The sequence below is a fragment of the Halomarinibacterium sedimenti genome, assembly GCF_019312585.1.
Taxonomy (GTDB): Bacteria; Bacteroidota; Bacteroidia; order Flavobacteriales; family Flavobacteriaceae; genus Halomarinibacterium; species Halomarinibacterium sedimenti.
The window spans coordinates 396,750-417,192 of the sequence record NZ_JAHWDP010000002.1; the positions used below are offsets into that span (position 1 = coordinate 396,750).

General features: G+C 36.2%; 18 protein-coding genes. 12 read left to right on the top strand and 6 right to left on the bottom strand.

The window, feature by feature from the left end; genetic code table 11:
• Nucleotides 1-121: 121 nt before the first annotated feature.
• The 10 genes from KXJ69_RS06450 (at nt 122) to KXJ69_RS06490 (ending at nt 14,003) form a co-directional block, all read left to right on the top strand.
• Nucleotides 122-1,987, top strand: coding sequence for an ABC-F family ATP-binding cassette domain-containing protein (locus KXJ69_RS06450; protein WP_219052154.1), 1,866 nt, complete (start codon nt 122-124; stop codon nt 1,985-1,987).
• Between the two features lie 3 nt (nt 1,988-1,990).
• The gene (locus KXJ69_RS06455) at nt 1,991-2,764 is read left to right on the top strand and encodes an O-methyltransferase (RefSeq protein ID WP_219052155.1); all 774 of its coding nucleotides are present in this window, start codon (nt 1,991-1,993) and stop codon (nt 2,762-2,764) included.
• A 64-nt stretch (nt 2,765-2,828) separates the two neighbouring features.
• Nucleotides 2,829-3,515 (top strand): ABC transporter ATP-binding protein, encoded by a 687-nt coding sequence (locus KXJ69_RS06460; RefSeq protein WP_219052156.1) that lies wholly within the window; start codon nt 2,829-2,831, stop codon nt 3,513-3,515.
• Nucleotides 3,516-3,729: 214 nt separating this feature from the next.
• Nucleotides 3,730-3,861, top strand: a complete 132-nt coding sequence (locus KXJ69_RS13685; RefSeq protein WP_255571242.1) for a hypothetical protein — start codon at nt 3,730-3,732, stop codon at nt 3,859-3,861.
• Nucleotides 3,845-4,417, top strand: coding sequence for a cob(I)yrinic acid a,c-diamide adenosyltransferase (locus KXJ69_RS06465; protein ID WP_219052157.1), 573 nt, complete (start codon nt 3,845-3,847; stop codon nt 4,415-4,417). The genes KXJ69_RS13685 and KXJ69_RS06465 overlap by 17 nt, the downstream gene beginning before the upstream one ends.
• Before the next feature lie 145 nt (nt 4,418-4,562).
• Nucleotides 4,563-4,784: a DUF2795 domain-containing protein gene (locus KXJ69_RS06470; RefSeq protein ID WP_219052158.1), complete on the top strand. Its 222-nt coding sequence runs from the start codon at nt 4,563-4,565 to the stop codon at nt 4,782-4,784.
• A 182-nt stretch (nt 4,785-4,966) separates the two neighbouring features.
• A complete protein-coding gene (gene secA / locus KXJ69_RS06475; RefSeq protein WP_219052159.1) occupies nt 4,967-8,323 on the top strand; it encodes a preprotein translocase subunit SecA in 3,357 nt (1,118 codons plus the stop codon).
• 128 nt (nt 8,324-8,451) lie between these two features.
• Complete coding sequence (locus KXJ69_RS06480) at nt 8,452-10,020, top strand: helix-turn-helix domain-containing protein (RefSeq protein WP_219052160.1); 1,569 nt, start codon at nt 8,452-8,454, stop codon at nt 10,018-10,020.
• Nucleotides 10,010-11,128: a tetratricopeptide repeat protein gene (locus KXJ69_RS06485; protein WP_219052161.1), complete on the top strand. Its 1,119-nt coding sequence runs from the start codon at nt 10,010-10,012 to the stop codon at nt 11,126-11,128. The genes KXJ69_RS06480 and KXJ69_RS06485 overlap by 11 nt, the downstream gene beginning before the upstream one ends.
• A gap of 226 nt (nt 11,129-11,354) precedes the next feature.
• Entirely contained in the window at nt 11,355-14,003 is a 2,649-nt protein-coding gene (locus KXJ69_RS06490) for a YCF48-related protein (protein ID WP_219052162.1), read from the top strand.
• Between the two features lie 73 nt (nt 14,004-14,076).
• Here KXJ69_RS06490 and KXJ69_RS06495 read toward each other — a convergent pair whose 3' ends face one another.
• A complete protein-coding gene (locus KXJ69_RS06495) occupies nt 14,077-14,457 on the bottom strand; it encodes a hypothetical protein (protein WP_219052163.1) in 381 nt (126 codons plus the stop codon).
• Nucleotides 14,441-15,028 (bottom strand): RNA polymerase sigma factor, encoded by a 588-nt coding sequence (locus tag KXJ69_RS06500; protein WP_219052164.1) that lies wholly within the window; start codon nt 15,026-15,028, stop codon nt 14,441-14,443. Before KXJ69_RS06500 ends, KXJ69_RS06495 begins: the two co-directional genes overlap by 17 nt.
• 138 nt (nt 15,029-15,166) lie before the next feature.
• On the opposite strand from KXJ69_RS06500, the gene KXJ69_RS06505 reads away from it, so the two are divergent.
• Entirely contained in the window at nt 15,167-15,517 is a 351-nt protein-coding gene (locus KXJ69_RS06505; RefSeq protein ID WP_219052165.1) for a DUF6249 domain-containing protein, read from the top strand.
• A gap of 65 nt (nt 15,518-15,582) precedes the next feature.
• On the opposite strand, the gene KXJ69_RS06510 is transcribed toward KXJ69_RS06505, so the two are convergent.
• Genes KXJ69_RS06510 through KXJ69_RS06520 form a run of 3 tightly spaced genes read right to left on the bottom strand, consistent with a single transcriptional unit; the run spans nt 15,583 to nt 18,269 of the window.
• Complete coding sequence (locus KXJ69_RS06510; RefSeq protein WP_219052166.1) at nt 15,583-17,178, bottom strand: DUF4097 family beta strand repeat-containing protein; 1,596 nt, start codon at nt 17,176-17,178, stop codon at nt 15,583-15,585.
• On the bottom strand, nt 17,150-17,743 hold the full coding sequence (locus KXJ69_RS06515; protein WP_219052167.1) for a hypothetical protein: 594 nt from the start codon (nt 17,741-17,743) through the stop codon (nt 17,150-17,152). The genes KXJ69_RS06510 and KXJ69_RS06515 overlap by 29 nt, the downstream gene beginning before the upstream one ends.
• Nucleotides 17,727-18,269, bottom strand: coding sequence for an RNA polymerase sigma factor (locus KXJ69_RS06520; protein WP_219052168.1), 543 nt, complete (start codon nt 18,267-18,269; stop codon nt 17,727-17,729). The genes KXJ69_RS06515 and KXJ69_RS06520 overlap by 17 nt, the downstream gene beginning before the upstream one ends.
• 100 nt (nt 18,270-18,369) lie before the next feature.
• Between KXJ69_RS06520 and meaB the strand changes: the two genes are divergently transcribed.
• Nucleotides 18,370-19,452, top strand: a complete 1,083-nt coding sequence (gene meaB / locus KXJ69_RS06525; RefSeq protein ID WP_308701031.1) for a methylmalonyl Co-A mutase-associated GTPase MeaB — start codon at nt 18,370-18,372, stop codon at nt 19,450-19,452.
• Here meaB and KXJ69_RS06530 read toward each other — a convergent pair.
• Complete coding sequence (locus KXJ69_RS06530; protein WP_219052169.1) at nt 19,442-20,386, bottom strand: NAD-dependent epimerase/dehydratase family protein; 945 nt, start codon at nt 20,384-20,386, stop codon at nt 19,442-19,444. The genes meaB and KXJ69_RS06530 overlap by 11 nt on opposite strands.
• Between the last annotated feature and the right edge of the window lie 57 nt (nt 20,387-20,443).

The following is a 20,443-nucleotide window of genomic DNA, read 5'->3' on the forward strand; positions in this document are numbered from 1 at the left end:
AAAAACCATTTATTTTGCACCAAATCTTCCTTATGAAATGCCTAAACAATAATTTCTGTAAGTCTTCCAATAAGATACTTATCGCATTCCATCTGACAGATTTAACAAATACTAAAAACAGATGAATTACCTTTCGGTAGAAAATATTGCAAAATCGTATGGAGAACGTGTTCTCTTTAAAAATATATCCTTCGGAATTAACCAAGGACAAAAAATTGGATTTGTTGCCAAAAATGGAACAGGTAAAACATCTCTACTAAATATCCTCTCTGGCGTAGACACTCCAGATGAAGGAAATGTCATTTTTAGAAAAGGGCTTTCGGTGGCGTTTATAGACCAAGACCCCAATTTAAATCCTAAACTTACTGTGGAGGAAACCATTTTTTCTTCTGAAAAACCTATTCTAAAAATCATTGAAAATTATGAAAAAGCACTATTAAATCCTCACGATTCCGAAGCCTATCAAAAAGCCTTCGATGCCATGGATGCCCACCAAGCTTGGGATTTTGAAACGCTATATAAACAAATTCTCTTTAAACTAAAACTAGAGGACCTTCAGCAAAAAGTATCCAGTTTAAGTGGTGGACAAAAAAAGCGATTGGCGCTTGCCAATGCCCTCCTCTCCCAACCCGACTTGCTCATTATGGATGAACCCACCAACCATTTGGACCTCGAAATGATTGAATGGTTAGAAGCCTTTTTTGCCAAAGAAAACATCACGCTATTTATGGTCACCCACGACCGTTATTTTTTGGAACGAGTATGCAATGAAATTGTAGAATTAGACGAAGGAAACCTCTATAGTTACAAAGGAAATTACAGCTATTATCTCGAGAAAAGGGATGCACGAATCGAGAATTTTGAAACCGAAACCAATAAAGCCAAGCAACTTTTTAAAAAAGAATTGGATTGGATGCGGCGTCAACCCAAAGCACGGACTACGAAAAGTAAAAGCAGAATTGAAGATTTCCACGAAATAAAATCTCGCGCGAGTCAACGTCGTAAAGACCATGAAGTCCAACTCGAATTAAACATGGAACGATTAGGCACTAAAGTGGTGGAGCTTCACAATATCTCAAAACGTTTTGGTGACCGCAATTTATTCGAAAAGTTTGAATATAATTTTTTACCTGGAGAGCGATTAGGGATTATTGGAAAAAACGGAACGGGAAAATCTACTTTTTTAAATATTCTTACTGGGAATATGACACCAGATTCGGGTAAAGTAGTCATTGGGGAAACGGTTCATTTTGGATACTATACTCAAAAAGGAATCAAGGCTAAAGAAGGTCAAAAAGTAATCGATGTGGTTCGAGAATACGGTGATTTTATTCCGTTGAAAAAAGGCAGGCAAATCTCCGCCGGACAATTGCTCGAACGCTTTTTATTCGATAGAAAAAAGCAATACGACTTTGTTGAAAAACTAAGTGGTGGTGAAAAAAAACGACTATATTTATGTACGGTACTTATTAAAAATCCTAACTTTTTAATACTCGATGAGCCTACCAACGATTTGGATATAGTTACCCTCAATGTCTTGGAAAGTTTTTTGTTAGACTTTCCTGGTTGTTTAATTGTAGTATCTCACGACCGTTATTTTATGGATAAAATTGTAGATCATTTGTTTGTTTTTCGAGGAGAGGGTGTCATTGAAGATTTTCCCGGAAACTACAGCGATTTTAGAAGCTACGAAGACAGTGCTCCCAAGGAGAAAGTAGAAACTTCAGAAAGTAAACCAAAAAATCATTGGAAAACCGATACGTCTAAAGCAAAGCTTAGCTACAATGAACAAAAGGAATACAATAAACTTGAAAAGGAAATTGCGAAATTAGAAACCGAACGCGAAACCCTTCAAAATCTATTTGCCACAGAAAATTGGGATGGTGCCGAAATCGACAAACAATCCCAAAAACTCCAAGAACTTATAGATAAAATTGAGGAAAAAACCGAACGTTGGTTCGAGTTATCTGCCAAAATGGAAGAATAATTTATGTTTTACCAAATAAAATCATACTTAAACTTCTTTCTGAAATCCACCAATGCGCATGGAGTACACTCCCCTTTTGTGTATGATTTTGTTGCAACCTGTTTGTATGACAAAAAATTATATGAATTATATTCAAAACTCAAATCTTTCAGAAAAAAATTATTTCAAAATAATGAAGTAATTTCCATTACTGATTTCGGACAAGGGTCACGAGTATTTTCCTCTAACCATCGAAAAATTTCGGCCATTGCTAAGAATGCTGGAATTACAAAAAAGAGACAACAATTACTTTATAGAATTGTTCAGTATTTTCAGCCCAAAACGGTATTAGAATTAGGCACCTCACTTGGAATGGGAACCGCAGCGCTTTCTTTAGGGAATACTTCGGCTGATATTAAAACCATTGAAGGCTGCCCAAATACAGCAAAGATTGCCAAAAACCAATTTGAAGATTTTCAGTTAGGAAATATTGAATTACATATAAAATCCTTTGAAGATTTCTTCGAAAAGGATTCCACAGTACATTACGATTTAGTGTATATCGACGGAAACCATCAGAAAGATAAAACGCTTCAGTATTTCAATATTCTTTTAGAAAAAGCCACAAACGATTCACTTTTTATCTTTGACGACATTTATTGGAGTCCATCGATGACTGAAGCTTGGAATGAAATCAAAACACATCCTAAAGTGACTGTAAGTATCGACACCTTTTATTGGGGATTTGTTTTTTTTAGAAAGGAACAAGAAAAACAACATTTTTGTATTCGTTTGTAACATACACCTACCCCCTGCGTCTTATGCTAAAAACTACTATCTTGCAAATCCATTTCTATAACATATGAGTCTAGTCATAAAAATTCGAGGAATTATTCGTGATTTCCCATTGGGACAAGAAGTAGTTAAGGTACTTAAAGGAATTGACCTTGATATTGAACGTGGTGAATATGTGGCACTAATGGGGCCTTCAGGTTCTGGAAAATCTACCCTTATGAATCTGCTGGGATGCCTTGACACTCCCACAGGTGGAACTTACGAATTAAATGGAGTGGATGTAAGTAGTATGACAGATGATGAGCTTGCCGAAATTAGAAACAAAGAAATTGGCTTTGTCTTTCAAACATTTAATTTATTACCGCGGACTACAGCCTTAGACAACGTTGCACTGCCTATGGTGTATGCAGGAGCTAGTAAAAGTGAACGCAATCAAAGAGCATCACAAGTATTAACAGACGTAGGCCTTGCCGATAGAATGGACCATAAGCCAAATCAGTTATCTGGGGGACAACGACAACGTGTTGCCGTAGGACGAGCACTGGTAAACAAACCCTCCATTATTCTTGCCGATGAACCAACAGGTAACCTAGACTCAAAAACTTCTTTAGAAATCATGCAATTGTTTGATGATATCCATAAAGCCGGTAATACAGTAATCATTGTAACCCACGAAGAAGAAATTGCTGAACATGCCCACCGAATTATAAGGCTTCGGGACGGTATAGTAGAAAGTGATATTAAAACTAAGTAGGGGTCCCCTTTTTTACATTTCAAATTCTTAACGCTGCATTTACTACCTTTGTTACAAACACAGAAGTTACAATTATGTTCACGTGGATAGGAGTTGCTTTTATTTTATTGGTGGTGGTTATCTGGAATAATTTCCGAGTTAATAAAGAACGTAGGAAAAGAAACCAGCAAAGTTTTAGGAAACGCTATAAGGAGAAAAAAGAAAACAATAACTAATGGATACTTCGCTTTGGTTATTGGTAGCCATTGCAATAGGATTATTTTTTGTTAGAATGAATATCCTAAAAGCAAAGAAGAAATTAGAAAAAAAGATTCAAAAGAAAAATACAGATGAAAATCTACACTAAAACAGGAGATAAAGGAACCACAGCGCTTTTTGGTGGTACACGAGTCCCTAAACACCATATTCGCATTGAAAGTTACGGTACGGTGGACGAGTTAAACTCCTACTTGGGATTAATTCGCGATCAAGAAATGGATACCCATTACAAGAATACCCTGATGGATATTCAAGACAAGTTGTTTACGGTAGGCGCTATTTTGGCTACTGATCCTCAAAAAGCAGTATTAAAAAGTGGAAAGGAGCGATTAAACATTCCAAAAATTGAAGAAAACGATATTCTCCTTCTTGAACAAGAAATGGATTCTATGAATGAAGCGCTACCCCCTATGACACACTTTGTCCTTCCTGGAGGACACACAACGGTGTCATATTGTCACATTGCACGTACTGTTTGCCGTCGGGCCGAACGATTAACCAGCTTTTTACACGAAAATGAACCTGTCGATGCCCACGTTTTAAAGTACCTCAACCGCCTTTCTGACTACCTTTTTGTACTGGCACGGAAATTGTCTTTTGACCTCAAAGCAGAAGAAAATAAGTGGATTCCAAAAAAACAATAATCCTAAGATTTAATCTCTAATTTTAATTAACTGATTTTCAGTATATTAAAAACGTTCTTTAAAATAAATGACAATTAACTTTAATTTTTCTTGACTTTTTCAGTTAAAAATTTATTTTTGCAAAAAATTAAACCCTAATTCTATTATGTACTGGACATTAGAATTGGCATCTTATTTAAGCGATGCCCCCTGGCCTGCCACAAAAGACGAGTTGATAGATTATGCCATTAGAACTGGTGCACCACTGGAAGTGGTGGAGAACCTTCAAGCAATTGAAGACGAAGGCGACTCTTACGATTCTATCGAGGAAATATGGCAGGACTACCCCACAGACGATGATTATCTGTGGAATGAAGACGAATATTAATAATAAATTTAAAACATAGAAAAAAGTCTCACCCATTTGGGTATGAGGCTTTTTTTTTGCTCAAAACACAAGTCATAAAAAGCGTTAAACCCTTTGAATTTTTCGAATATTTACGCTTTTTTTGTGATACTTTACACAGAAGGTTTTATTTCTGTACTTGAGCCTAAAACAATACACACATCATGGGACTTTTAGACAACGTATTAAAAGTATTTGTAGGAGACAAATCCAAAAAAGACATCGGTGAAATTCAGCCCATTGTCAACCAAATAAAAAAACACGAAGCTGAAATGGCAAATCTTTCTTTAGACGAGCTTCGTGCAAAATCTGAATACTTCAGAAAAAGAATTAAAGACGACCAAAAGGAGATACAAGATCAAATAGATGCCCTGCTTAAAGATGCCGAAAAGGAAGAAGACATCGATGTAAAAGAAGAGATTTATAATCGGGTGGATGCCCTAAAGAATGATCGCTACGAAGTTGAAAAGAAAACCCTTAACGATATTCTTCCAGAAGCTTTTGCTGTTGTAAAAGAAACTGCAAAGCGTTTTAAAGACAATACAAGCCTTACCGTAACTGCAACTCCTTTTGATAGAGAAATTTCTGCAACCAAAGACTATGTAACCCTTGATGGCGAAAAAGCCATTTGGAGCAACTCATGGGATGCTGCGGGTAAAGAAGTAACCTGGGATATGGTGCACTACGATGTACAGCTTATTGGTGGTATTGCATTACACCAAGGAAAAGCCGCCGAGATGCAGACAGGGGAAGGTAAAACCCTAGTAGCAACATTACCTGTCTATTTAAATGCAATGGCAGGAAATGGGGTTCACTTGGTAACTGTAAACGACTATCTTGCCAAGCGTGATAGTGCCTGGATGGCTCCTATTTTTGAATTTCACGGCTTAAGTGTAGATTGTATTGATTTACACCAATCCAACTCTCCAGAGCGAAGAAAAGCATACAACGCAGATATTACCTACGGAACCAATAACGAATTTGGTTTCGATTATTTGCGTGATAATATGTCGCACGCACCCAACGATTTGGTGCAACGCCCACATCATTACGCAATTGTCGATGAGGTGGATAGTGTGTTAATTGACGACGCCCGTACCCCATTAATTATTTCGGGACCTGTTCCTGAAGGAGAACGACACGAATTCAACGAATTAAAGCCAAAAATTAGTAGCATTGTTGAAGTTCAGAAAAAATATTTAACGGGTGTTTTAGCCGAAGCCAAAAAATTAATTGCCGAAGGCGATACCAAAGAAGGCGGTTTCCAATTATTACGAGTCTATCGTGGACTTCCAAAAAATAAAGCGCTTATTAAGTTTCTGTCTGAAGAAGGTGTAAAAGCTATCCTTCAAAAGACTGAAAATTATTATATGCAGGACAACAATCGTGAAATGCCAAAGGTAGATGCCGAGTTGTATTTTGTGATTGAAGAAAAAAACAATCAAATAGAATTAACCGATAAAGGGATTGAGTTCCTTTCGGGTAAAGACGATCCAGATTTCTTTGTAATGCCAGAAATTGGTACTGAGATTGCAAAAATTGAGGATCAAAATCTTCCGCCAGAAGAAGAAGCTGCTCTAAAGGAAGATCTTTTTAGGGATTTTGGTGTAAAAAGTGAGCGTATCCATACCTTAAATCAGTTACTGAAAGCCTACACATTATTCGAAAAAGACGATCAATATGTTGTGATGGAGAATAAAGTAATGATTGTTGATGAGCAAACGGGGCGTATCATGGACGGGCGTCGTTATAGCGACGGATTACACCAAGCTATCGAAGCCAAAGAAAATGTGAAAATTGAAGCCATCACGCAAACCTTTGCCACCATTACCCTTCAAAATTACTTTAGAATGTACCGCAAACTGGCAGGTATGACGGGTACTGCAGTGACAGAAGCAGGAGAACTTTGGGAAATATACAAATTGGACGTGGTAGAAATACCCACCAACAGGCCCATTGCACGTGATGACAGAGACGATAAGATTTACAAAACCAAACGCGAAAAGTACAATGCTGTAATTGAGGAAGTAGTAGAACTTTCTAATGCTGGAAGACCGGTGTTGATTGGTACCACTTCGGTAGATATTTCGGAGCTATTGAGTAGAATGTTGAGTATTCGTAACATTCCACATAACGTGTTGAATGCAAAACTACACAAGAAAGAGGCAGATATTGTTGCCCAAGCCGGTAATGCAGGAGTGGTAACGATTGCCACTAACATGGCAGGTCGTGGAACGGATATTAAGTTAAGCGAAGAAGTAAAGAAAGCGGGGGGACTTGCCATTGTAGGTACCGAGCGTCACGATTCGCGTCGTGTAGATAGACAGCTTCGTGGTCGTAGTGGTCGTCAAGGAGATCCAGGAAGTTCTCAGTTTTATGTTTCTTTAGAAGATAACTTAATGCGTCTTTTTGGTAGTGAACGTATCGCCAAAATGATGGACCGATTGGGATTAAAAGAAGGGGAAGTGATTCAGCATTCTATGATTTCAAAATCCATTGAGCGTGCCCAGAAAAAAGTGGAAGAAAACAACTTTGGAATTCGTAAAAGATTACTTGAGTATGATGATGTTATGAATGCCCAGCGTGAGGTAATTTACAAGCGTCGTTACAATGCCTTATTTGGAGAGCGACTTCGTGTGGATATCGCAAATATGATTTATGACACTTCGGAAGTGATTGCCGAAACGAATAAAGGAGCGCAAGATTTTAAAAATTTCGAGTTTGAATTAATTCGTTATTTCTCTATGAGTTCTCCTATTTCAAAACAAGAATTTGAAAGCTTAGGAATTAAAGAAATAGCTGGAAAAATTTATAAAGCAGCCTACAAGCATTACCAAGAAAAAATGGCGCGTAATGCCGAAATGGCTTTCCCTGTAATTAAAAATGTATTTGAAACACAAGGTGACAAATTCAAACGAATTTTAGTACCCTTTACAGACGGTGTTAAAACATTGAATGTTGCTACAGACCTTCAAAAAGCTTACGAATCTGAAGGAAAACAACTGGTAAACGATTTTGAAAAGAACATTACCCTTGCCATTATCGATGATGCTTGGAAAACACATCTTCGCAAAATGGATGAGCTTAAACAAAGTGTACAGTTGGCAGTTCACGAACAAAAAGATCCTTTGCTAATTTACAAATTTGAGGCTTTCGAATTGTTTAAAGCCATGATTGAAAAGGTAAATAAAGATGTGCTTTCTTTCCTATTTAAAGGGGAATTACCGCAAGAGAATCAGCAACAAATTCAGGAAGCGAGACAAGTTCGTTCTAGAGAAAAATTAAGCGAGCAAAAGGATGAAATTCCAAATATGGATGAACGTGCTGCACAATCTCGAGCTGCTGGAAACACGCAGCAACGTCCTCAAATTACGGAAACCATTACGCGCGAACGACCTAAAATTGGACGTAACGACAAAGTGACGATTAAGCACGTGATGAGCGGCGAAAACAAGCAAATGAAATACAAGCAAGCCATTCCATTGTTAGACAAAGGCGAATGGGTATTGGTAGATGAATAGTCATTTCCAAACAAATAGTAGCCACAAGACAAAATAGTTTTGTGGCTTTTTATTTTAAAGCCTAATTTGTTTTCCTAAAAGCTTAAAAATTAAGTACTTTTAAAAATGTAATGCGTCTTAAATTTTTCATGTACGGGCTCCTATTTTTTTGTGCAACCTCTGTTGCTCAAAAGAATAATGATTTTTCAGAAATGCTTCTGGAGGCTTCTTCTGTTTTATATTCTCAACCTCAGCAAGCCATAAAGATTACTGAGCATGTTCTAAAAAATTCTGAAAATACAAATCAGAAAATAAAAGCGTATTTATTAGAAGCTAGAGCATATTACGTTAGTGGAGATTACAATTTAACTGCGTTAAATACACTTGAAGCAAAAAAACTTGCTGAAGCATCTGAAGATTTTGAGATGCAGATGGAAATTAACATATTTGGTATTCATATGCTTAATTTATTAGGCCTTGACCTTGCCGCTGAAAAGTATGTAGAATTTACACAACTTATTATTGGAGACAATAACATTAGCAATAAAACTTTGTATTACTCTGCTGCCGAAGAAATTTTAAAGGCAAATAAGCGCATTGAATTACAACAATTTTCTGATGCAATTCCACACATAACTACAGCCATAGAAATTTTAAAAAAAATTCCAAATTCGTACGCAGAGGTAGAAACTCAAGTAACTCTTATTGAAACTTATTCAAAAGCCTATAATAAAGACTCTACTCAGGCATTTTTGAAAACTTTTAAAAACAAAATTGAAAAAAAAACACCGAACGAGTTTTTAAAAATGATCGTGTTAAACCAATTAGGTGAAGTGTATTTCATGAAAAAGCAATATCCTAATGCTCAATTGGTTTTTGATGAAGCTTTATTGATAGCTGAACATTTATCGAACAAACCATATCGATTTAGAATATTAGAAAATAAAGCAATTAATTCTATGGCTATGGGAGATACAGAGAACTTCTATAGTTTAAAAAAAGTAAGTGCCGAATTATCGAAAGAAGTTGAAACAAACGAAGAAAGTGCTGTAAACTCTGTTTTTAACTACACTAACGCCAACCATACTGCCAAAAGGGATGAGGTGTATAACACCCAAAATAGAATTAAGACCATATTAGGAAGTGCCTTATTGCTCCTGGTACTCACTTGGCTGGGATTAAGAGTTCGATACCGAGCCAGAATAAAACAATATGAAGATTTTATTAGGTATTTTGAAAACCGTCAAAAAGCAACCGTAGAGAAGGACCTTTCACAAAACGATTCAATTAAAAAAGAGGTGACAAAGAGTTTAAATATTCCAAAAGAAACTGAGGAATTACTCATTCAAAAATTGGAACAATTTGAAAATTCTACAAATTTCACAAAAAAGGATATGTCGCTTGCCCAGCTGGCATCACAATTCGACACCAACACAAAATACCTTTCGGAAGTCATAAATTCGCACAAAGGAAAGAATTTTAATAGCTACATAAACGAGTTACGCATAAATTATATCATAGATAAACTAAAATTCAATAAAAAGTACCTACAGTACAAAATTAGTTATTTGGCTGAAGAAAGTGGATTTTCCTCACATAGCAGTTTTGCTACAGTTTTCAAATCGGTAACAGGAATTTCTCCCACGGTCTTTATAGATATCCTCAAATCGAAAAAACTAGTGTCCAAAAGTTCTAAAATATATGAGCATGCGGAGTAATTACCTTACATACATTTGTTTACTACTGATATTTACAACACTTTCTGGGTTGGCTCAAGACAATGTTGATAGCTTACTTCAGGATGCCAGCAAATTAATTTATGATGACCCGGATAAAGCCATTGAAATAGCCCAAGATGTGTATCAAAACTCCGAAATATCTATAAAGCAGAAAGTAAATCTGCTACTTACCATTTCAACTGCATATACTTCAAAAAGAGATTACGAAAATTCCTTAAAATATGTTCTTGAAATTGAAGATTTATTACCCTCTATTAACAATGACATTCTTAAAATGAATGTTATTAATAGAATAGGCGCGCAATATCAAGACTTGAAAATTTATGACAAGGCTATAGATTACTTAGATGAGTCTTTAGAATTAATTCAGAAATATCCCAATCAAGATTCTGTACAGACGTATTTAGGGTACAATGCTATTCTTAGAGGTTTTATTTATCGTGAACAAATGAGCTGCGATATAGCATTAAAATATTTTGACAAAGCTATTGAAGCCTATAAAAAAACACTTCAAAACCCATTAATGAATGCCAATGTGAGCATTTGTTATTACAATCAAGGAAATTGTTTGTTGACCTTAGATAAATTAACTGATGCCAAGTCCAGTTTCCTTCAATCTATTGAATACGCAAAGGAAAATAATGCAACTAGTCTAATAGCGTTTGCTCAAAAAGGGTTAGCCGAAGTAAAGACCCGAGAGGGTAATTATCAAGAATCCATAGAACTTTTACAAAATGCATTACTCACCTCAGAAAATGTGGGTGATCTAGTACTTAATAGAGGACTATACTATGGACTCTCTAATAATTACATTGCATTAAAAGATTGGGAAAAATACACCGAGTTTAGAAATAAATACTTGGAGCTTCAAAGAGAAACAAAGGGATCCGAAAGGCAATCGATAAATCAATCTCTATTAAAATTGACCCAAACCAAAGCCAAAGAAATTGAGCAACTTCAAAAGCAAAATCTACCTATACAAATAGTCCTTCTTGGGGGTGTTTTACTATCCCTATTTTTACTTGTTCGAGAAATCATAACGTCTGAAAAAAGATTAAAATCACTCGAAAAAGAGCTAAAAGACTAATAAAAATCATTCCGAATTTAAAATATACTGACTACAACAATCACGCGTATATATCATTGTTTTAGTGGTAGTTATAAATATTTTATTCTTTCAAAATTCGTGAAATCTAAAAGGTAACTTCTTTTTTTTACGGTATCACAAGAGTACTTTGCGCCCCGTTAAACAAATTGGCTCAATACAATGTTATTGGTTCGCAAAAATGTATTCAAATTTAAATTATCAAAAAATGAAAAAATCTATTTTAGTTACAATTCTTTTTTTAGCTATTAGCAGTAGTTCTCTTTTTGCACAGTTTATTGTAAAAGAGACCTTCTTCGAAACTCAAGGTGTATCTAACACCGGGGTAGTTTCTGGCTATGAAGCACAGGCAGGTCCTTATTCATTGTGGAATCCAGATGACAACACGTTTGTTCAAATTGGTGGAGCTGCCCCAGGATTAGGTGTTGGTGGTGGTGCCCGGTTTTCGGCAGACGGAAATCTTTTGTCTGGAACATCCTATATTAACACCATTACTACTACCGAATGGGAAAAACTAAATACGGGATATAACTATATATTTAAAAATATAGAATTCCCTAGCAATCAAAATTCTACAGCATTTGCTGCAGGTGAAAGCTCTACTTATAATGGTGATGGAATTATTCTTGTTACGTATGATAGTGGAGATTCTTGGAATCAATTATGGACGGGAATCAATCAAGGAATTGAAGCCATGAGTTTTCCTTCTTTATACACTGGATATGTTGGTGGTTGGAACCAATATTTTGCCAAAACCACTGATGGGGGATATACGTGGACACCACAAACTCCAGATACCGATGTATATATCTATACCGGAATAGAGTTTAAAGATGAGTTTAATGGTGTGGTAACTGCACAAACGAATACCGGTGTAGGTGTGTATATTACCAACGATGGGGGGACTACCTGGACCACAGGTTCTGGACTAACTGGGGTTACTTATAAATTAACGTATGTTGAAGGAGACACATACTATTTAGTTACTAATGGTGGTGATATACAAAGATCAACAGACAATGGATTAACTTGGACAACTGTTTATAGCAGTGGCGGACTACTTTTAGGTATTGAGTTTTTTGACACTATGATCGGTATTGCAACAGGAGAAGATAATATTTATGTAACAACAGACGGAGGAGCTACTTGGGTAAACCAAGAAGTTCTGGCAGGAGCTCTATGGCGTGATGTTGCTTGGCTAGATCAAGACCACGTAACCCTAGTTGGTACTCCAGAACTTATTTTTGGATCGGAAGATGGTGGTTCCACTTGGCCTATTGACAATCTAGGTACTACCACATTTAATGAGGCATTATATGAAGTTCTATTTACACCTAATGGAACGGGTTTTATAATTGGCTCTCAAGGGGTATTATTTAGAAAAGCTAGCGAAAGTAATACCTACTCTGTACAATCTATGTATAATATTGCCGATGGAGAATGGACAGTATTAGGTGATTTTAATTATCCTGTAGACAACAGCCTTAGTTCGGGGTATAATATTTCAGCTGATGGTAGTACCATTGTAGGGAGTGCTTGGGTAGAACCTAACCCAACAGAACCTGGTTTAGCAACTCACGCAACTGCTTGGACTCTTGAAACCGGACTTATTGATTTAGGTAGTTTATATTCAGATATTAACCGAAGCACTCGTGCCAATGCCGTAAGTGGTGATGGTAGTATTGTGGTTGGATGGCAAGATTTTAACGGCCCTTGGAAATCGGCAGTTTGGAGAAAAGATGCCAACGGAGATTACCTTCCAAACGAATATTTACTAATTGACCCAAATGGTGATCCTATGGATGAGTATAATCAATTAGGAGAAGCTCTTGCAATATCATCAAACGGAAATTGGATTGGAGGAATAGGTGATTATGCAAACAATAATGAACCTTGGTTATGGAGTGAAGATACTGGTTATATGTCTTTAGGAACACTTAACCCAAATGGAACAGGGTATGTTACAGGTATAAGTAATGATGGCTCAGTAGTAATTGGTTTCTTTAATGTAGGACCATGGGATCCACATATTCCATTCATCTGGACTCCTGCCGGTGGGATTCAAGAACTAAATAATTTTGTAAGTCAAACTCTAGGATATGATATGGGAGCGAGCCCTATTTACACCGCAAATGCTCTTTCAGAAAATGGAAAATATATTACAGGTTGGGGTTATGATCCTACTATAGGTGCTTGGGGTGATTTATTTACCTTTAGAATTGAACTACCCATTGTTCCTACAAATGACGAATGTATTGATGCTATTGCGCTTGAATGTGGAGATTTGGTAACCAACTCAACCATTTTTGGAACCGATAATGGAGGAAATGGTTCTCCAGACGTATTCTATAGTTATACAGGTAATGGTTCTCCAGAACTAATTACACTAAACGCTTGTGGTCCAAACACCAATTTTTCAACTACTGTGAGAGTTTACTCAGATTGTGATTTAACCAATCAAATTACGTTTAACGATAGTTCTTGTGAAAATCAGCAGGAATTAACCTTCGAATCTGATGGATCATCAACCTACATTATCATGGTGGAAGGGTATGATAGTTCCTCATTAGGAAATTTCCAATTACAAATTAGTTGTGAAGATATTCTTGGAACCAACACTTTTGAAAATAAAGCGATAACCATTTTCCCAAACCCTGTAGAAAATATATTACATATTTCTGCTATAAATAACATCGACAACATCTATGTTTATGATATAACAGGTGCGGAAATATTTTCGAAAGCCATCTCAAACTCCAATTTTGAAATTGACTTTTCTAGCTTTTCTAATGGAGTGTATTTTGTAAAAACAGTAGCAAATAATACTGTTGAATCATTTAAAGTAATTAAAGAATAATTAGTAATTTTTTTTTATAATTAGTTAACTAAAAAAGAGTGTACAAAATTAATTTGTACACTCTTTTTGTATACTACCGTGCTACTATTCGTTTCAAAAATGGAATTTGTAAAAGGAATAATGCCATAAACCCTATAGCATATTGTGTTGTTTTTGAAAATGCAAACGCTTCAAAAGGTTTTTTTATATTGAGTTTTTCAGTAAAAGTAAGGTTCCCGACATCATACATATTTGAAGCAGGATTAAAATATACCCACAATAGTCCTAACAAAAATATGGCAGCTATCGCACCCCAAGTTGTTTTCGAGATAAGAGGACGATACGATTGACTTGTTTTTTGCTTTTCAAGTTGCTGCATAACATTTTTAGAAAAATCTAGAGAAGGTTTTTCTAACGGAGCTTCTTGCAATAGCTTTTTAATAATCTCGTCTTGTTTGTTAAATGGCGCTTCCATTGTTATTGGTGTATTGGGGAAGTACATAATACTTCAGTAAAGTAAATAATTTTTTTCGACTTCGGAATAATTTAATTTTTACATTATCCTCGCTTAGCTGAGTGATTTCTGAAATTTCTTTAATAGATAATTCTTCAAAATAGAAAAAAGTAATGATGGCTGCTTCCTGCTCGGGTAATTGTTCAATTCCTTTTTTAATCAACTCATTCCGCTCTTGAATTTGTATAAAATGCAGTGCATTTTCAATGTCTTCGGTTTCTGTTTCTGTAATTTCTTCAACGAGTTCAATAGTTCTCGAATTGTTGTTTTTTCTAATCCTATCTAAGGTTTTTCGGTACACGATACTATACAACCAACTCGAAAATTTTGCCTCTCCACGATAGGTTGACAACGCTTCAAAAGCCTTTATAAAACTATCCTGTGCTACTTCCTCGGCTTCTTCCCTATTGCGTAACATTCGCACAGCAATGGTAAAGACAAAATTTTGATACCGTTCTACCAATACCGAAAAGGCCTGCGTATTTCCATGCAAGGTATTATTAATTAATTGATGGTCGGTACTGGTGGTCATTTAAGAATAAGACGTTCGTTGTATCTATATGGTTACATAGTACGCAGAAATACTTTTTTAAATAATTTGTAACCTAGATAAAGAATCTTCCGTCCTATGGACAAAACGAACAGTAATTAACCTTTAATCAAAAACATCATGGGATCAGAAATTGTAATTATACCTATTATCTTCGGAGTCATCTTCGGAATCTTTTACCTCTACATTTCGGCACGTAACAAAGAACGAATAGCACTTATTGAGAAGGGCGCCGATGCTTCTATTTTTTATAGCAAAGATAGACGCGTTACACCCGTTTGGAAAGTAGTCGTTATTAATCTTGCCTTATTATTAATGGGTATAGGGATAGGAATTTTCTTAGGAGCATTATTTTCAGATGTCTTAGGAATGGATGAAGACATCGCTATGCCAGGAACCATTTTATTTATGGCTGGAGCTGGTCTTTTAACTGGATTCTTTGTGAGTAAAAAACTAAACGAAGACGCTTAAAATAACCAACCGTTTTTAGTTGAAGAAACCATTTTGAAGGATGTATCACCCTTTGAGATGGTTTTTTATTGCACTTTTATATTGCTATAATTAGCGTTGATAGTAATTGTTTTTCCAGAGGCATTCGTTTTATTGAAACCTTTAAGCAACTTACGATCGAAGTTTTTGGTTTCGGTTAATTGAAATGATTTTGGATGTTGTAATTGTGACTTCTTTCCGTTGTAGTAAAAATCAAAAGCAGTATTAGGTATTTTTAAGTTTGCATCTGTATTTTCCAATGTAATATCTACCGAGGTAAACGTTGGTGCTACTTTTAATACATATAGATTTCCAAAAGAACCCGAAAGTACTCCCGATTTCAATAATTCATTAATACTTACATCGCTAGAATTAGATTGAAGGTTAATTTCTGAAACCGTATTCAATCTACAATCTTCAACATAATTCACTTTAAGAGATCCATTGTTCCAAGAATTAACATACACAGGAGCATAAGAAGCATTGATGAGGGTTTGCCCCCCATCAATACTGTTAGCTGTTAAAGGTGAATAATTTAGCGTTGCTTTCATATTATATGCATTTGCCATTTTCAATTCGCCATGACGCACATTTACCTGGGTCTTTGTTCCTTTTGGCATTCTTACAATGATGGTTTTATTTGCTTTTCCAGAAAAATGCAAACTTTTACTTCCTTCAAAAAGATAGTTTTTATTACCATCATCATCAATAAAGATTTTGTTTGAATAGTTCCCTCCATTTTCTTCAAATTGTTTGGCCCATTCTTCCATATTCTTACCAAACTCCTCACCCCATTTCTCCATATCTTTCCCAAATTCTTCTCCCCATTTCTCCATATCCTTTCCAAATTTTTCGCCAAACTCTTCACCCCATCGCTCCATCTTTTTTTCAAACTCAGGACCAAATTGAGTTTCAAATTTCTTTCCAAAATTTTCACCCCAGTCTTCCATAACGTCTTCAATATCTTTGGACCAAGCATCCACACGATCTAACCAATTATCGACATCTTTAACACTCGCATTGGAGTTATGTTTTTTATTTAATTTATCAACGTAGGCCTGTTTATTCTTTTTGTATTCTCCACGATCGAATGTAGTTGTCTTCCCGTTTCTATCATGAAAATAGTTGTACTCATTCCCATTTTTTAAATTAGGCCGATCGCCATTAAAAGGCCATACTGGAAACTCCTTTAGCTCGGGTACTTCTGGAATATCAAAATTAAAGTCAAAAGCAAAATTGGGCATTTCTTCCAACACTGGCATCTTCTCTAAACTTTTTAAGGCTTTTAACGATTTTAAAGCATCTGCGCCACCAAATAGGCCAATACCTTCACCGTAATGACTTGGGTTTGATGTAATCACAACTTTTTTACTATTCCCCAAAACATCAAACTTCCAATTATCGAAAATTTCCTTCTTCTCCTTTTCGGAAAGTTCCTTGCTGTCTACAAAAGCTTCCACTTCAACAAAATCTTTATTCCAAGTTTCAAAAATAACATTGGTATATGAGGTGTTCACCTCTACCATCAAGTCATTTGAGGCTTTGAAGCTCTCTTTGTATTTGTTCTGAGCGGTAATTAAACTTACTGAAAGAAATAATATTCCAAATAGAATACTATGCTTCCATATTTTTTGTGTTTTCATTTTCTAAGGTTTTAAGTTCTTTTAATTTGTTTTTTAGTTTGAACAGCAATTCCAAACGTAGTTTCAAATTATCGATCAAAGCAGTGATGGTCGCCTCGCTAGGCCCTACTTCGTTCAACTCGGTATTCAATGTTTTATAGGCATTATCCAATTCCTCAAGCCGTAGAAGATATCCGGTAATGAGTTCTTCATTTTCAGGCGTTCTGTTTAATGATGCCAACTGTTGGTTTATTCCAGTTACGTAAAAATCTTCTACTTTTTTTAGGTCTGGTGATAAATTACCTATAGTGATAGTTGGTGTTTCATTTTCTACTTCCTTGGTGTTGTTAACCAATTGGTTATCGATGGTGGTGTCTTTCTGAAAATATTGATATCCAAAATATCCCACTGTAAGAAAGACAACAACGGTTGCAGCTATTTTCATCCAAAAGAAAAAGCTATTATCCGATTTCTTTTCTGAAAAGGCAATATCTAATTTGTCCTCAAATCGGGCTTCGTGCCCTTTTGAAAGCTTAGGGATTTCTGGCAGATAGTCTTTAAGCATGTCTCTAATATCCTGTGCCATATTTTAAATGTTTTAATTGTTCTTGTAATTGTTTTTTCCCACGATGAAGATAGGTTCTCGAAGCACTTTCGGTTATTCCTAAAACCTCCGAAATCTCTTGATGATCATAGCCTTCCAATAAAAATAATTTTGCCACTACTCCATAAGGATCTTTTAAACTTTCAATGGTTTTTACCACTTCGTTAACGGTTGCTTCATCGGGCACACTCCATTCCTCTTCATCTACAATCGCCAAGGTTTCTTCGTTAACATCTGCTTTTTCCATTTTGTTTGCCTTAATCGCATCCAAGCAAGTGTTTATAACGATTCGTTTTAACCAAGCGCCAAAGGTGACGTCCCCTTTGAACTGGTCCAACTTCCGAAACGCTTTTATAAACGCTTCTTGCAGTGCATCTTCTGCTGTTGCCGCATCCTTTAAATATCGGTGCGCCACAATAAACATCCCATCGCAATATTGGCGATATAAAGCCATTTGTGCTTTTCGGTTGTTTTGTTTGCATTGCTCTACCAATAATATATCGGACACAATTGATGGTTTTTTTGGTTGCTGTTCGGGTTAAAGACGATTAAAAAAATCGACTGTTGCAAAGAAGCATCAATTTATAAAAATGTTTTAACTTCCCATCGTGGCAAAAGATAAAAAACATACTTCGGCATTACACAAAATGGAAGGAATCTCCCCTCCTAGTTCGTCCAATCCTATTGTTGTAAAAAAAATTCAGGAAAGTAGAAGAAAACCGCTTTTTATAAAGGAATTGATCAAATCTATTCTTGAGGGAAACCACACGGCCTTAAGTAGAGGTATTACACTAGTCGAAAGCACTGCTACTAAGCATCAACAACAAGCAAAAGAATTGATTCAAGGGTGTTTACCACACGCCAATAATTCTATTAGGATAGGAATCACCGGTGTTCCGGGGGTGGGAAAAAGTACATTTATTGAAAGTTTTGGCACGCTACTTACTCAAAAAGGTAAAAAAGTAGCCGTGTTGGCTGTGGACCCAAGTAGTACGCTAAGTAAAGGGAGTATTTTGGGCGACAAAACCCGTATGGAAGAATTGGTAAAAAACCCGAATGCGTTTATACGGCCTTCTGCCAGTGGGGAATCTTTAGGGGGTGTAGCTCGAAAAACCCGTGAAGCCATTATTTTATGTGAAGCGGCAGGGTTTGACATTATTATTATTGAAACCGTGGGTGTGGGACAAAGTGAAACCACGGTGCACAGTATGACCGATTTCTTTTTACTACTGAAGCTAGCGGGCGCTGGGGATGAATTGCAAGGCATTAAACGTGGCATTATGGAAATGGCAGATGCCATTGTGATTAATAAAGCCGACGGTGACAATGTTAAAGCTGCTAAACTAGCCAAAACTGAATTTAACCGTGCATTACATTTGTATCCGGAAAAAGAAAGTGGCTGGACGCCCAAAACACTCACGTGTTCTTCGATTAATAATGAAGGAATTGAGGACGTTTGGAATCTCATCGAAGAGTATTCTACCACGGTAAAAAAGAACAACTACTTTCAAGAAAAGCGAAATGAGCAAAACAAGTTTTGGCTAATGCAAACCATAGAAAGTGCGTTGAAAGCGAATTTCTACCATCAAGCTAAGGTGAAAAAGGAATTGGAAAAGCAACTTCAGTTACTACAAGCGCATAAAACCACACCGTTTGAAGCGGCGGAGGTTTTGCTAAAAATTACTTCATAAAGTTATTTCTAAACCATTTTACCTGTTCCTCCAACCCAACTTTAAGTGAAGTCTGCGGATTGTACTTTAGTAGTTTTCTGGCCTTATCGATATTGGCACAAGTACGCGATTGATCGCCAGGGCGAGCAGGTTTGTTTTCAATAATGATTTTGGATCCTAAAATTTCTTCCACCGTAGCAATTCCCGTGGCAGTGGTATTTTCTTCTTCGGTACCTAAATTGAAGATTTCACCATTACAAACTGCCTCATTCCCTATGACACTTACAATCCCATCTACAATATCTTGTACGTAGGTAAAACTGCGCAAGTGTTTCTCACTTCCTTCGTATAAAGGAAAGGGTTTGTTGTTTAATCCGCAGTCGATAAGACGCGTATATAATTTATCAGGACGTTCACGAGGTCCATATACCGAATACAGACGGAAGGAAGTTCCTTTTAATAAACCTCTTCGGCTATATGCCAACACCAATTGCTCTGCAGCCAATTTGGTGACTCCGTACCAAGAAGCAGGTTTTGGTGCTTCATCTTCGGTCATAATGGCATTTAACCCATAAATAGAAGAAGTCGCAATATTCACAAAAAAGGGCTTTTTGGTAAAGGTTTCGAATAAGTCTAAGAGTCGTTGTGTGGCAAAGAAATTATTCGAGAAATAATCATCAAAAGTACTAGTGGTGGATATCCCAGGTTGTGCGGCAAAGTGAAAAATATAATCGATATCTTCTTTAATCACTTTGGATAAATCATCTTTACGAAGATCTACTTTTTCAACAGTGATTCCTTTTTCTGAAAGGGATTTGGCATTCAGCTTTTTTAATTCAACATCATAATAGGATGAAAAATTATCGATGGCTTGAACCTGATGTCCTAAACTTTTTAATCGTTCCGCAGTATGAGATCCAATAAAACCTGCTGCGCCCGTAACTAATACTTTCATGAATTCAATTTACACTGCAAAATAACACCTTTTTTGCGTTTCTGTTTTATTCATGAA

Coding starts and splice junctions, on each gene's coding strand:
- KXJ69_RS06450 (WP_219052154.1), top strand. CDS start 122: ATGAATTACCTTTCGGTAGAAAATATTGCAAAATCGTATGGAGAACGT.
- KXJ69_RS06455 (WP_219052155.1), top strand. CDS start 1,991: ATGTTTTACCAAATAAAATCATACTTAAACTTCTTTCTGAAATCCACC.
- KXJ69_RS06460 (WP_219052156.1), top strand. CDS start 2,829: ATGAGTCTAGTCATAAAAATTCGAGGAATTATTCGTGATTTCCCATTG.
- KXJ69_RS13685 (WP_255571242.1), top strand. CDS start 3,730: ATGGATACTTCGCTTTGGTTATTGGTAGCCATTGCAATAGGATTATTT.
- KXJ69_RS06465 (WP_219052157.1), top strand. CDS start 3,845: ATGAAAATCTACACTAAAACAGGAGATAAAGGAACCACAGCGCTTTTT.
- KXJ69_RS06470 (WP_219052158.1), top strand. CDS start 4,563: ATGTACTGGACATTAGAATTGGCATCTTATTTAAGCGATGCCCCCTGG.
- secA (WP_219052159.1), top strand. CDS start 4,967: ATGGGACTTTTAGACAACGTATTAAAAGTATTTGTAGGAGACAAATCC.
- KXJ69_RS06480 (WP_219052160.1), top strand. CDS start 8,452: ATGTACGGGCTCCTATTTTTTTGTGCAACCTCTGTTGCTCAAAAGAAT.
- KXJ69_RS06485 (WP_219052161.1), top strand. CDS start 10,010: ATGCGGAGTAATTACCTTACATACATTTGTTTACTACTGATATTTACA.
- KXJ69_RS06490 (WP_219052162.1), top strand. CDS start 11,355: ATGAAAAAATCTATTTTAGTTACAATTCTTTTTTTAGCTATTAGCAGT.
- KXJ69_RS06495 (WP_219052163.1), bottom strand. CDS start 14,457: ATGGAAGCGCCATTTAACAAACAAGACGAGATTATTAAAAAGCTATTG.
- KXJ69_RS06500 (WP_219052164.1), bottom strand. CDS start 15,028: ATGACCACCAGTACCGACCATCAATTAATTAATAATACCTTGCATGGA.
- KXJ69_RS06505 (WP_219052165.1), top strand. CDS start 15,167: ATGGGATCAGAAATTGTAATTATACCTATTATCTTCGGAGTCATCTTC.
- KXJ69_RS06510 (WP_219052166.1), bottom strand. CDS start 17,178: ATGAAAACACAAAAAATATGGAAGCATAGTATTCTATTTGGAATATTA.
- KXJ69_RS06515 (WP_219052167.1), bottom strand. CDS start 17,743: ATGGCACAGGATATTAGAGACATGCTTAAAGACTATCTGCCAGAAATC.
- KXJ69_RS06530 (WP_219052169.1), bottom strand. CDS start 20,386: ATGAAAGTATTAGTTACGGGCGCAGCAGGTTTTATTGGATCTCATACT.